Genomic DNA, 14,365 nt, shown 5'->3' on the forward strand with positions numbered 1-14,365 from the left:
CAGGACCGATTACGATATGCTCTATCCTATTAAAATTGCTGATATTGATCTGAGCCAGCCCATTCAGAATGTTGAAAATCTAGAGGGATATATCGCCTTTAAAGGTCTAGTACGCGTTAGGGAAAGAATCTTAGGATATATTCAGCTGCCCATTACCAACGACTCTGTAGCGGCAGAGGCTATTACTTATGCGGTTATGGAGCAACATAGTTGGGGCTTTATTGAAACTTTTTTACGTAACCGTTTAGCTGCAGGTGATAAAGAAAATACCTTTAATTTTCACAATTTATTTGATGATAGGACAGACCTTGTTGCTCAAGCATATCCGTTTGTCACTGTAGCCGTATGCACTCGAGATCGGGCTGCAGACTTAGCGTTATGTCTACAAGGATTGGCCGCTGTTGACTATCCCCATTTTGAAGTCCTCGTCGTCGACAATGCACCGACCAATGACGACACTCGTCAGCTATTAGAACAAGAGTTTCCACAGTTTCGTTATGTTTGTGAGCCCAGACCTGGACTAGACTGGGCCAGAAATCGAGCAATTTTTGAAGCTAAAGGCGACATCATTGCCTATACAGATGATGATGTGGTTGTTGATCAGTACTGGGTTAAGTCCCTGGCCAGGGTCTTTGCCGACAATGATGATGTGATGGCAGTGACCGGACTGGTTGTTCCCTACGAACTGGAAACAGAGTCCCAGGTTCTATTCGAAACCTATGGCGGCTTTGGTCGTGGATTTGAGCGCAAGTGGTATCGTCCTACAAATCAACGGCTCCCCTATCAGTGGTTGGGGGCAGGGCAATTTGGTACAGGAGCCAACATGGCCTATCGTCGTTCGGTGTTTGAAGAGATTGGCTATTTTGATCCTGCTTTAGATGTGGGTACCGTCACCAATGGTGGCGGGGATCTGGAAATGTTCTTTCGTGTCTTGAAAGAAGGTCACACCCTTGTCTACGAACCTGATGCCATGGTGAGACATCGTCATCGACGTGACTACGCTAAATTAAGGTCTCAGATTGCTAATAATGGCATTGGTTTATTTTCCTATTTTAGCCGTGCTTCAAGCTATTACCCTGATGAAAAAGGAAGCTTTTATAAATTGAGTATATGGTGGCTATGGTGGTGGAATCTGCGTCGATTGCTGTTTTCCTATCTCCATCCATTCCGATTTCCTAAAGATCTAATCATTGCCGAGTTTCTCGGCTGTTTCCAAAGTTTGGGACGTTATTGGCAAGCCCACAAAAATGCTCAAAAAATTGCTAAAGACTTTCCGGCTGAACCACAATTTTTAGCCTCCCGTAAACGAGCAACGACACCTGACAACCAGCCTCGAAAAGTAGGGACTGCTATTCGTAATATTGACCTCAGTCAACCCTTAGAGCCGCTCACGGATGTTGTCACCTACAGTGACGTTCAGATTTTTGCCACTTGGCAAGGTCAGTCTCTAGGGAATATCTATATTGCCAACAGCTATCAACCGATTAGCGTTAGTCGATTAACAGAGGTGTTAACAGCTGCCTTCGGACTTAAGATCCTCGAACTGGTCTATCAATTCAATTCCGAAGAAGTGTGGACCAACTTGCTATCAACTATGAAAGCAAAAATCACATCCAGCCACGGGCGCAAGGCGCAGCAATTGACCTTGCCCGTGGATGTGTCTGTATCTGTTGTTTTAGCGACCTATGATCGACCCGACGATCTTCGCAAATGTTTAGAGAGTTTGGTGAGCCAAAAGTCGAAGCGGGAGATAGAAATCATTGTTGTTGATAACAATCCAAAATCAGAGTTAACTCCTCCGGTAGTGGCGGAATTTCCAACAGTTAAACTAGTCAATCAGATACGCCAGGGTCTTGCCTATGCCCGTAATGCCGGTATATCTGCTAGTAAGGGCGATATCGTTATTGCCACTGATGATGATGTCACCATGCCACCTACCTGGCTAGAAACTCTGGTGGCTCCGTTTTCTCGCCCTGATGTTGCTGTAGTCACAGGTAATGTCTTGCCTGTTGAGCTAGAAACCCAGGCCCAACATCTTTTTGAAAGCTATGGTGGTTTAGGGCGAGGCTTCACTGCCTATGAGGTTGGTGGAGATTGGTTTGAAGAGAATCCATTGCGGACAGTGCCCACCTGGAACCTGGGGGCAACCGCCAATGCTGCCTTTAAAAAATCGATATTTGCCGATCCTAAGATTGGCCTGATGTATGAAGCATTAGGGCCTGGTACCCCTGCTGGAGGCTGTGGTGAAGACACCTATGTTTTTTATAAATCTCTCAAAGCGGGTTACACCCTGGTCTACACTCCAGATGCCTACGTCTGGCACAGACATCGTCGCACTATGCAAGCCCTCAAGCGACAAATCTTTCACTACAGTAAAGGTCATGTTGCTTATCATTTAACCACTCTGATAAAAGACAAGGATTTGAGAGTCTTGGCTAGACTTTTTGTGGGGTTGCCACTGGCGCATCTATCACGTATCTACTACCGCATGAGAGGACTAAGCACATACCCAATTTCGTTTATTTTATTGGAAATACGCGGCAATCTGATGGCACCCTTGGGATTAGTGCTATCCCATTGGCGCACTAAGAGAATAGGAACAACCCAACCGTTATCTCTAACAAGTAGAGAACCAGGAGAGCTAGATCATCTCACTGCTGAAAAACCTTTAAGTGACTTGGTGTCTCAGAAAGCCTTAGTGACCAGTCTTAATCAAGAGTGAGCCAGCTATGTTTTTGCCTCAGACCTCTGTAAGCCAACCCCTGCAGAGAAAATTTATATATCAGTATGACCTTACCCGTGAGCTGGTTGCACGGGATATGAAACTGCTTTATAAACGCTCTATTTTTGGAGTGGGGTGGACTCTAATTGCCCCATTACTAAATCTAGCGGTATTTGTTTTTGTATTTCAGGTTGTTTTGGTTTTGGATGTTCCTAATTATTCATCCTATGTTTTTACAGGTTTATTGGTTTGGACATGGTTCCAGACCTCACTCTTTCAATCAGCCGGGGTGATCATTTCAAATCGAGCTTTGATTCGTCAACCGGGCTTTCCCAAACCCATTCTGCCGGTGGTGATTGTGATGACAGGATTGGTCCATTTTGTCCTGGCTTTACCAATTCTGATCGTATTCTTGATGATTGATGGGATACAGCTCAGCTCGGTAATTTTTTTGTTGCCAGCCTTGCAACTGTTGCAATTTCTGCTCACGCTTAGCTTTGCTTATTTTCTAGCAGCTGTAAATGTCACCTTTAGAGATACTCAGCATACCCTAGGCGTATTGCTGCAAATGTTCTTTTATCTGACACCAATTTTTTACGACGTTGGTAATGTTCCCTCTGAGCTGCAATACCTGTATGGATTAAATCCCATGGTTCATCTGGTAACAGCGTATCGTTCTCTTTTAATTGATGGTGCTTTTCCGGCTCTGATGCCTCTGCTGTGGATAGGATTTGGCTCCTTAATCTTGTTACCTCTGGGTCACAAGCTGTTTCTAAATCAGAGCGGTCGTTTTGTTGAGGAGCTGTAGATGAACGGGACAGTTATTGCTGAAAACCTGGGTAAACGATTTAATTATTACGATGGTCACCGGCCTGCGACCATTATGGAGGCGGTCTTATCTGGGTTCAAATTGATGCAGCCCGTTAAGAAGTTTTGGGCGATCAGAGATGTCACCCTTGAAATTGCCCCCGGTGAGATGCTGGGAATTATTGGTAAAAATGGAGCTGGTAAATCTACACTGCTGCAGCTGCTGGGTGGAGTGATTCAGCCCGATGAAGGGCAAGTGATGATAGCTGGCCGTATTGGCGCGTTGTTAGATTTAGCGGCTGGTTTCCATTCAGACTTAACCGGTAGAGAAAATATTTATGTAACCGCTATTTCGGCTGGGTTGACCCGACGTGAAGTCAACCAGCGTTTATCCGAAATCATTACTTTTTCCGAGCTTGAGAATTTTATTGATCTGCCTCTGAGAACCTATAGCACGGGCATGATGATGCGTTTAGCATTTTCTGTAGCTGTGCATACCGATCCTCAGGTAATGCTGGTGGATGAATTTCTCTCTGTTGGTGACTTGGCGTTTCAAACCAAATGTCTCAAGCGCATTCATGAGCTGAAGACACAGGGGTGTGCCATTGTCCTGGTTTCCCATAGCCCAGATCAAATTAAATCTTTGTGTGATAAAGCGCTGTGGCTGAGTCGAGGATATGTGGCTGCCTATGGTGATCCTGAAGTTGTGATTCAACAATATGTGGATGCTATGCAGCTAGAAACTCGTAAACGTACACCCACCAGCCATCCTGCGGTCAAAACAGCTTCAGGGTTTGAACTCAAAGTCAACAAAAATCGATTTGGCTCCCTGGAAGCGGAGGTGATGGGTCTACAGATTCAAGCTCCCAATCAAGGGGATGTTGCCGAAGTGTATGGAGGCACGTCAATGAGGCTCCTGATTGACTATGTAGCGCATACTCCTGTGGAATCTCCTATATTTGGCATCAACATTAGTGACGCCAAAGGGATTAACTGTTATCAGACCAATACCAATACAGCAGATGTGGCCTTACCAACAATTCAGGGGCAGGGACGCATTGCCCTGGAAATTGAGTGCCCTAGTCTGGAAACAGGCCACTACTTTGTTGATGTTGGGATCTATGAGAAGGATTGGGCCTATGCCTATGATTTTCACTGGCAGGTTTATCCAATTGTGATTCGAGCCTCTAAGGTTGAAAGGTCTGCTGCCAAGTCATTTCAAAAATGGGAGCTACTGAGTGTTTAGGGGTGGTTAGAGATGCTGTTAGTTACCTGCCCAGACACGGTTGACCATAAGGGGACGTCTTATGAAAATCAAAAATCTTTCGAACTATATATTAATTCTTATTTTGGCCGCTGCAGCGGTTTTACGGTTTAACAATATCAATCAACCCTTTATTGATGCATTTAGCTGGCCCCAGGCGAATACAGCTATGATTGCTGATAATTTCTTTCGGGTTGATTGGAATTTTTTACATCCACAGGTAAGTTGGGGCGGAGATGATCCTAACTATCAGGCTCGGGAATTTCCGACGGTTAGCTATATTGCCGGTACGCTTTACTTTTTGCTAGGGGAGCATGAGTGGGTAGGGCGTGCTGTTGTGGTGTTATTTGGTTTATGGGGGATTTTTGCTTTTTATAAGTTGGTTACCCATATTAGAGATACCAAAACAGCTTTGGTCAGCGCTGCTGTGCTGGCAATTATGCCGGGTAGTATTTTTGTTGATCGGTCGTTCTTAAGTGATCCGGCTATGGTGGCCTTGGTGACTACTAGCTTTTGGATGTTGTTGGTCTATTTGCGGACGGGACGTGAGCTTTACCTGGTACTTGCTGGCGTTACAGGTGCATGGGGGGTGGCCTCAAAATACATCGGGCTGGTAATTGTGTTACCGATGGTCTACGCCATTGGTAGTTATGTACGGCAGTCTTCTGGCCGCGACCGTTATAGTATTACGGCTTTAGGGACGTTTGGTTTTTTTGTGCTTGAAGCGGCGATCTTTAACTTACTTTGGGCCTATCGGCTAAATCCTACCCATACAGAACAGCCATTATTGGGTGTAGAGAGTTCGGTTTGGGAAGATGGGATAGGGACATGGTTAGACCAAAGTTATTTTTTGGCCGAGCTTTGGCAGATATTGAATGGGTGGCTGTGGACAACACCTATTTTGTTGTTAGTTCTAGTGGGTCTATGCTTACCAGGGGTGAACCAAAAAGGTGAGAAAAAAACTCGATGCAAATATGTCACACCTCTACCGTGGTTATTTCATGTTTGGCTATTAGCATTGGGCGTTTTTTATATATTTTGTGCGAAAGAGCTTGTCTATTATCCCTGGACGCTTGCTATCCTCAACCCAGCTGCTGCCGCCTTATCTGGCCATGCTATTGTCCAACTAATATCATTTATCACGTCAAAAAAACAATCTGCCCTTTCGGTAGTGTTGATGTTGTTTTTTCTATTTTTTATTGGATTTAATGGCCATAAGGCGACTGGTTGGCTTTATCAAGCCTATGCCCAAGAAAGTTATGAAATGGGTTTGGAGCTCAGGCAAATTACACAACCTCATGAGATGATTGTGACTTTGGCGAATACTATCGATGATCCGATTGCACTCTACTATAGTCAGCGTCGAGGCTGGGCGTTCTCACGGGCTGTTGAAACTAAAGGGCGTGCCTGGAATCAGTTATCTGAAGATGATAATAAGTCGATCTTAATGTTTGAGCGTCTGCGGCTTCAAGGGGCAGACTGGCTAGGTATTGTTGATGAGCGTAGAAAAGACTTTTGGGTGAATCATCCAAAATTGGTAGATCATATCAATCGTACCTGCCATTTTCAGGAAAAAACATCTAAATGGGTGCTTTATAAGGTTCCCGGTGAGGTGGCTTGATGCCCTATGGGACTGGGCAGGCTAACTCTGCCAGCTGATGTTCGAATAGCCCTCACCCCAGCCCTCTCCCAGAGGGAGAGGGAGCCAGATTCAAAGTCCTTCTGCGATCGCTAAGTGGGACCATTAAAATCAGCGGCTGTCAGTGTGCCCGTAAACCCAGTCAGCTCCAGCAAAATATCATCGTCGGCCCAAACCCAGGTACTACCCGAACTGTTGACTTGACTGAGATCTTCAAAGTTCATTCCTGCCTGTAGCTCAAAATAGTCGCTGCCTTGGGCAAAATCGCCAACCGATAACCAACCATTCCCTGTGTGGACCACAAACATATCGTCGCCTGCTTCCCCAAAGGCAACATCATAATCTGTGGCTCCCCCAGCATTGGTGCCGAGATCAATCCGATCATTGCCGGAGCCAGCCTGCACCCAGTCATTACCTGAGCCAGTGGTAATATCTTTAGCCCCATCCGCTGCACCAACCCCGTTGGCCATATAAACAACATTGTTGCCATTGCCCAAAATAACAGTGTCACCACCTGTACCTAAACCAATGGTGTTATTACCAGCGCTAGAAACAATTCGATTGTTGCCATTGACTATCCAGGCGTTATCCTGACCTGTACCCAGGTCAATTGAGTTAATCTCTCCTGTTCCACTCAAGCCAGCCGTACTGTAGACAAAATCATTACCGTCCCCAGTGTCAACTACGGCTCCTCCTGCCGCTGTATTGATACCAACACGGTCATTACCAGCCGCAGTATAAATTGTATCTGAGCCTTCGGTACCCCCCCAAACGTTGTCTGCACCCTCGGTAGCGATGAGAATATCGTCTGGGTTTGCTGTGCCGTCGGTATTGCTGAGCAGATTACCAGCATAGGCCGTGCCGTTATTCCATACCTTGCCAGCCAGAGTACCCTCTTTGACGTATCCTGTTGCCGAGGAGCCATTGTCGGTAACAGGAGGCTGTTTATAGATACCCTGCAGTCGGGCTAAGGCTCCAGTCAGGCCAGCATTATAGTCCAGTGCTACTTCATTGCCCTGGAAATTAGTACGCAGATCCTCATAGGCAAAATCGTCATTGCGGGTTGGTCCCCCCACTAAAGCACCCTGGATAATATTAGTGTTAGGTTGAGACGTATCGCTGTAGGCCTGCCACCCGCTAATGCCATGGGCTCCCCGGTGATGTGGCTGCAGTGCATAGGAGTCACCAAAGCCAATCATATAGCTAAAGTTGAGAGGATTATCCCCCAGAATATAGTTGATTTGTTGTTCGGCAAAAGCACCATAGCCGCCATCGCCCGCATTGACAGTGTCGCTGTAGAGACCTGCCAGGAAGGCCGTATTGGCGGTGTAGCGTAGGGAGCCCCAGCCGCCAAGCTCTTGTGGCCAGGCAAGCCCGCCGGGAGTATAGCTAATCCCACCACCGGGCAACCAATAATCCAACCAGGTTTCCACATCAGTGGTGTACTGACTATCTCCGGTTAGCTGGGCTAACAAAACAGCGGTGCCATGGTCTTTACTATCCCAAGATTGGGTGCCGTCTAGCCAGAGCCCACCATAGTAGTTTTTGGCCTGATTGAGATAGGCCGTATCGGCATCCCCCGCATCAGCTAGAGACTTATGTAGCCAGGCTGCACTCCAGGCCAGTTCGTCTTCATAGCTATAGGAGACATAAGCTCCATCAGGATTGCGAAACTCAACATTGTTGGGATTCCAAAGTGAATCTGAGTATTTGCCTCGTTGTTTCCCATTGGCGGCATTATGATCGGCATCGTCGGCAAACTTGTAGAGCTGAACCGCATTATCAAGCAGTTTGTTAGCGTAGTCTGAATCTGTAGGGCGAAAGATCATGGACGCGGATGCCATGGCAGCGGCTACTTCCGCTGCCAAATCAGAGCCGGGATGCTGGCTATCAATTTTGAAGGATGGCCGCTCGGTAACGTTGTCAACTTCTTCGGGAGGAACCCATTGACTGTGGTCTTCGACAATATCGCCCACCTGTCCCCACAATGCTTGGGTAACCCCGTTACTAGTTTCATGGGCATTGAGCAAAAAATCAGTGCCCCACTTAATAGTTTCTAGGGCTTCATCGAGTTGATTACTTTGTTCATAAGCCTCTCGGTATTCCAGGACACCCCAACTCAGCATGGTGAGGCTGCTGGCCATGGGAAACACAAATTTGACGTGGTCTCCGGCGTCAAAATAGCCACCTGAGAGATCAACGCCCACATCTGAGCCATCATTGGTGACCGCATCACTGCGCCATGCAACTCGATTATCGTCTGGTAATTCTCCAGCTCGCTGAGCTTCGTAAAATAAAAGCGACTTTTCTAGTGCTTCACTGTAGTTAAATATAGAGTCTCTTGCTAGGGATGCTAAAGAAGCGCCATTATTATCAGAATTGTTAATTCCCATTATTTTTAAATCTCCGACTAGCTGACTCAGTGCTATAGGTTAAAAGTGTTATTCTGGCTTGGCAAAAACTTTACTAAAACAGTTTCAAAGATAATGCTGCTGCCGTATCACTAAACCGGCAAAAATTCGGGTATGACTCAGTGTTCTCAATAGAAGATCAGGACTTGAATGTGATTTTTAAGTACCTTTTAATCACTTCAGAGTAACAAAGAACACTTTTGCAACACCTACTTAAAAGTGTGATAACCGCGTATGCAAACGATAACGTTTAATGTGCTGCCAGCCATTAAATATGGTTCTGAAATTATTGAGTACACCCCATTGATGCGATTCGGAGTACGAACCTACAGACCCCTCTAAAAAAGATATCCTGGATCACCCTAATATGGTGTCTACATATAGTAAAAAGCTTGTAATTATTGTATAAAGGTGCTCGGTTGAGCTCAGGACACATTGGGTGGAACGCGAGACTGGACGCGGTAGTGACAGTCAAATTCTGTCACTAACCGTCAAACTCTAAAGAAGAGATAAAGCATTGAGCCGACGATCTAATAATGCCACTTCTAACGGGTTGTCGAGTTGCAGATAAATCTGCCGGGCATTCAGTAACAACTGTCGTGCCTGGTCAAAATTTTCTAAAATGACGTAAATATCGGCGAGTTTAACCTGAATGGTGGCTGCGCTCAGGGTCTCATCATTGGCCACGGCAATGCTCAGGGCTTGTTCATAGGCTGCCAGGGCCAGCTGGTTTAATCCTGTTTCGAGGTAAGTATCTCCCAGGGCAGTGTGGACTAAGTCTGAGGCATTGGGGTCTGAGGCCAGCGGGGTTAATATCTGCAGCGCATCTGCGTAAAGCTCATCTAGAAAGTACACGCCAGCTGCTGCCAGGGCCGCGGCTTCTGGTGTAGCGCTGGCATTATCGGCGTTGACTTGGGTTAGGTGCGATCGCAACAGCTCATAATCCTCGGATGCCAACAGCTGAAACCCACCATAGTAGGCCCCTTCATCCAGATTTGACGACACTCCGTCCTCGGTAATCACCTCAAAGGAATAGTATCCCCCCAGCTGGAGCGGCACCTCAGGCACCGCAACTTCGTTTATGTTCTCAACCCTGGTTTCCCACAGCACAGTACTAGGCGCAGTCCGACCATAGGCCCAGTGCCACAGCCGTACTCTGTAGCGATTGACACCCGCTACACCATGCCAGCGCACCCGGTCTGGCGGCTGACCCAGCCAGGTATGCCGTGGCGTAATCACATAGGGCACAGCCGAATTGTTTCCACCCCGGATCACCCCTGTCCGTTTCCCCCCAGTGCGAGTGTTGGATGCTTGCCCCCGGCGTCGGGCACAGGCCTGCCAGAAAAAACAAATCTGGGCCTGAGCGGGCATCAACATCGGCTCTAGTAACGTGAGGCCCAGGGTACAGGCCAGACCCAGGGCAAGATTACGGCTCAAAAATTTTGGGGGTGTCCAGCTCATAGTCAGCCTCAATCAGCAACTGTCATTGTAAGGCTGTGTAGTTTTCATCGTTCCTATGTTGGTCTATAGTTCCTATGTTTATGTTCCCCAAGGCTCCAGTCGCCTGCTACCAGGGGCTGCCAATCATGGTAAACCCAGACCAGTAATAGGGATGGGAGAAATCCACATCCCCAGCAATGGCTATTTCTGGAGGTAGTGCGATCGCCTGGCGAGTGGCTCCACTTTGCAGTTGACCTGATTCAATACGGGTTTCACTATTGAGCAATGCTAGCTGAGCCGCCCGTAAGGCCCCCGATTTGATGGGAGTATCCCTAAGCTGATGATAAAACTCACTCATCAGCGCCAACGTCCCCACATCATCCACTGTCCAGAGACTGGCCATGGCAGACTTAACCCCAGATGCCACCGCCAGCCCAGCAAAGCCCAACTCCGCGTCCGGATTCCCCACGGCGGTACGACAAGCAGAGAGCACCAGCAGATCAACGACGGGCCGATCCCAGCCCAGGGTATGAATGTCATCTAAATTTAGCTGCTCATTCCAAAGCTGGATATAAGAATTATCCACTGCCCCCGGCTTAAACTCAGCATGGGTGGCCAGGTGAATAATTTGGAACGGTGTTTGCTGTTGCTGCTGGACAAGATTCTGACGGGTAAAGGTTTCATTCAAAAATCTCTGTCCTGACCAGAGCTGGTTGATAACATCTATCTCAATGGGAACTGCCGGTAGGGGTTGCAACACACTAAAGTCGCTGGCTCCCATGGCGAGTACTTGACTTCCGTCTAGAGGTTGATACTGGGTATTTACCAGCCCCAGGGATGGCATCATCCCTACACTATATTTTTCAACCAAAAACTGTTGACCATCGTGCAGTGCGGCAATGGGTAGGCTCCGTAAGCCTGAGTCCATCGAGAATAGAATAGTATCTATTGCGTTTTTTCCTAGCTCATCTTCAATGGGTTTAATCAGCCATTGATAAAGTTGTTGCGCAGGTTTGAGATAGCTTTTTGACCCCCGGCGCACTGAGGTAATAAGAGTGCTACGAAATTGGCCAATGGTTTGGAAAAGCTCGTCTCGACTAACATTAGGGATGGTTAAACTTACCGGCTCTGCGGACGCTGTAAAAATTAATAGTTCCAGTGATGAGGCGCTGGTTGCAGCCCCAATTGACGGTGACTTAGGTGCCTTAACATAGACAATCACAGAGCGATTATCGGTCTGGGTTTGGACCTGGGTGAGTAGCTGCTGGAGCTGTGATGGGCTCAATTCTGTTGCATTTAAATCTCGCCCAAAATAATTGGAGAATTCCTGAGCCCGCTGTGCTTCAAATGCTGTCAACGCTCTATTGGCATTGTTATCACGTAACGATGTTCTCACTACCTGGTTGGGTAGCTCATCTAACTCGTCATCCTCCTCAAATTCATCGTCGAACTCGTCATCCTCCTCAAATTCATCGTCGAACTCATTGCCATTCTCAAATTCGCCATCTTCCAATTCGCCATTATCTTCGAAGTCAGTCTCAAATTCACCATCGTCGTCGAACTCATCTTCAAAGCTGATCAGGCTATCATCGGTTTCATCGAACTCATCTGCGAATCCGTCAACATCTTCATCGACTGTTTCTAAGTCATCCTCAACATCTTCATCGATTCTGTCAAGGTCGTCATCAAAGTCGTTAGAGTTGTCAACAAAACTATCATCGGTGACAAGAGTGCCAGTGACATTCCCAAGTTCGCCTCCAGCTCCTGAGAGAGTCACCGTACCGCTGACTCCATTGTTAGCTTCGGTAAGAATGTTGCCTATATTGGTGGAGATATTGGTATTAGTATTGGTAATGTTGACGTTGCCACTTTTAGTGGGACCAGCGGTGAGAATGTTGCCGATAGTTAGGTTGTCTCCAGCTGTCACGGTGACATTGCCGCCGGTGCCTTGGTCAGACTGGGTGATTAAATTGCCGGCATTAATGCTGCGGTTGGCTTGGAGGGTGAGACTACCGCTGGTTTCTGCGGTGGTGGTGATAGTGCCTAGCTGTAGGTTTTCTCCCAAGAATTTAACATCACGACCGGCGGCTGAAATCGTATCGTTGGTATCAGCCATGGTGATATCCCCGATGCCGTTCCCGTCTGCATCTGCGGTCCAGGTGATGGAGCCAGTGCCGGGGGCTAGTGTCAGTTGGTTATCTGCCAGGTTTTCTAAAATAATATTGTTGTTGGCTTGGAGTTCTATATTGGCATTGCCCATTAAACTCTCCAGGGCGTTTTCAGAAAGGGTAAAGGTGCCGGTGCCATCGCCAAACAAAATTTGATTGTCTGCTAGTTCATTATCATTAAGGCCGCCCGTGCCGTTAACAATGCGAATATCGTCTGGGTCTAACAGCAGGGTGCCCAGGATGCCGTTGGGGGCTGAGGCGGTAACGTCAACATCACCTCGAAAAATGAGATTTTCTTTACCTGAGATTTCCACAAAGCCGCCGTTGCCGGTGTTGAGCCCCCCCGTAGCAGATACCTGACCCCAAAATTCGGTGGTGTGATCGGCCCACACAATGACTTGGCCACCACTGCCGTCGGTATTGGCATTGGCTGCGATCGCAACATCTTCACCCACAAACGTATGGGTTGCCTGCGGCATGGTGCCCTGCCCTTGATAATCGCCGCCGATAAAGATAGCACCGCCACCATTGGTTCCAGAGGCATCCAGCTCAGCATTGAGCAGTCCCACTTGCTCACCCAAGATCGCCATGGTGCCACCTGTGCCTGCTGGGGTGGTGTTGGCAACGGTGAGGGTGCCAGCTGCGATCGCGGTGCCTGGTGCGGTAGGAATTGCGATGTTAGAGCCCCAAAGACTAACGGTGCCATCTTCGTTGGCTACCAGTTGGTTAGCATTATTAAAGTCACCATAGGTCAATAGCTCTGGCAACGATAGCGGCGTAATGCTGGGTAGTTCGGTCCCGTCGTCTAGCGGCCCAGCGATTTCTAGATTGAGCAGCAGCCCGTCCTGGTGAATTTGGACCATTTGCTCGCCAGTAACGGTTGCGATCGTGATCTGCCCTCCCGGAGCTGATAGTTCGCCAGTATTGATTACTGTGCCCCCCAGCAACGTCAGTGTTTGGGCAGGTCCCAGGCTTAACCGGCCCTGGTTGAGTACAGCACCGGGCTGGGGTTGGGTAAAGGCAAATGCATGGGGACGACCAACCAGGGCGGTATATTCATTGCTGCCAACGGCATTAAACCACTGCTCGTCAAAGCCAATCCTGTCAGCTGTGGTCACCGTTAAACCTGCGGGTAGATTTAAGGTGGCATTGGGGCCAAAAATCACTCCTGCTGGGTTCATTAGAAACAGACTGGCCTGGCTGTTGGAGATTTGTAGCAGGCCATCAATGATGGCTGGGTTGCCGCCAACAACCCGTGCAAAAATGCTTTGAATGGTGGGCTCTGCTAAGAAATTGACGATTTCTCCACTGCCAGGTGTAAATGTGTGAAAGCTATGGAATAGGTTTTCTCCGTTGGCAGATGGGCTGCCTGCTTCAATATCAATCCGCTGTCCATGGTGGTTGACAATGGTGCCGGTGCCATCTTGGGCTGGGGTTACGGATTGAGCTTTGGCGATACTAGGGGTAATCAAAGCGAGTCCTAGTAAACTCAATAAAAGAGAACTATATGGATACGATAAGCACTGCTTCGAAGTTAAACGTGTCATCTCGTTGCTCTCTTGTTTGCTAATTAATACCCATTAATTAGGGGCTAAATCTGCTCAATTGCACTAGCTGGTCTCCTTTTCCGTTACCCTCAATGACCTTACTACGGGGCAGGCCAGGTGCTAAACATTTAGCTACAATCCTTGATGAATACACATGGCATTACATTATCTGAGATCTTGCACCTGGCAAGGAAGCATTAACCCACCTTGGACTCAAAGTCGCAAGGCTAACTGGCTCAAAACCGCTCAAGCGGTTAAAGAAGCCCTAAAAGCTCTATATTTGGAGCTGCTCAGCCAATCTTGTCCCTTGAGTGGACAGCCCTCAATTAGCGTTGGGTTTTGAACCCAACGTGGGTTTGAGCTTCAC

8 protein-coding genes are annotated in these 14,365 nt (G+C 47.7%); 5 read left to right on the forward strand and 3 right to left on the reverse strand.

Annotation, left to right across the window (positions count from 1 at the left end):
* The first annotated feature begins 16 nt into the window (after positions 1 to 16).
* The 4 genes from N836_RS68575 to N836_RS68590 all read left to right on the forward strand — a co-directional run bounded on the left by N836_RS68575 (position 17) and on the right by N836_RS68590 (position 6,414).
* Complete coding sequence (locus N836_RS68575) at positions 17 to 2,722, forward strand: glycosyltransferase family 2 protein (protein WP_023076299.1); 2,706 nt, start codon at positions 17 to 19, stop codon at positions 2,720 to 2,722.
* Positions 2,723 to 2,729: 7 nt separating this feature from the next.
* A complete protein-coding gene (locus N836_RS68580) occupies positions 2,730 to 3,530 on the forward strand; it encodes an ABC transporter permease (protein WP_023076300.1) in 801 nt (266 codons plus the stop codon).
* Positions 3,531 to 4,775 (forward strand): ABC transporter ATP-binding protein, encoded by a 1,245-nt coding sequence (locus tag N836_RS68585; RefSeq protein WP_023076301.1) that lies wholly within the window; start codon positions 3,531 to 3,533, stop codon positions 4,773 to 4,775.
* A gap of 61 nt (positions 4,776 to 4,836) precedes the next feature.
* On the forward strand, positions 4,837 to 6,414 hold the full coding sequence (locus tag N836_RS68590; RefSeq protein ID WP_023076302.1) for an ArnT family glycosyltransferase: 1,578 nt from the start codon (positions 4,837 to 4,839) through the stop codon (positions 6,412 to 6,414).
* Positions 6,415 to 6,524: 110 nt separating this feature from the next.
* Here the strand turns inward: N836_RS68590 and N836_RS73930 are convergent, their stop codons facing one another.
* The 3 genes from N836_RS73930 to N836_RS73935 form a co-directional block, all read right to left on the reverse strand.
* The gene (locus N836_RS73930; RefSeq protein WP_023076303.1) at positions 6,525 to 8,825 is read right to left on the reverse strand and encodes a glycoside hydrolase family 9 protein; all 2,301 of its coding nucleotides are present in this window, start codon (positions 8,823 to 8,825) and stop codon (positions 6,525 to 6,527) included.
* 516 nt (positions 8,826 to 9,341) lie between these two features.
* Positions 9,342 to 10,304 (reverse strand): tetratricopeptide repeat protein, encoded by a 963-nt coding sequence (locus N836_RS68595; protein ID WP_023076304.1) that lies wholly within the window; start codon positions 10,302 to 10,304, stop codon positions 9,342 to 9,344.
* A gap of 106 nt (positions 10,305 to 10,410) precedes the next feature.
* Positions 10,411 to 13,923, reverse strand: a complete 3,513-nt coding sequence (locus N836_RS73935; protein ID WP_161635050.1) for a CHAT domain-containing protein — start codon at positions 13,921 to 13,923, stop codon at positions 10,411 to 10,413.
* A 229-nt stretch (positions 13,924 to 14,152) separates the two neighbouring features.
* Here N836_RS73935 and N836_RS68600 point away from each other — a divergent pair, with 229 nt between their 5' ends.
* Entirely contained in the window at positions 14,153 to 14,341 is a 189-nt protein-coding gene (locus tag N836_RS68600) for a hypothetical protein (RefSeq protein ID WP_023076306.1), read from the forward strand.
* The last annotated feature ends 24 nt before the right edge of the window (positions 14,342 to 14,365 follow it).

The organism is Leptolyngbya sp. Heron Island J (genome assembly GCF_000482245.1).
In the GTDB taxonomy this organism is placed as follows: Bacteria; Cyanobacteriota; Cyanobacteriia; order Phormidesmidales; family Phormidesmidaceae; genus Leptothoe.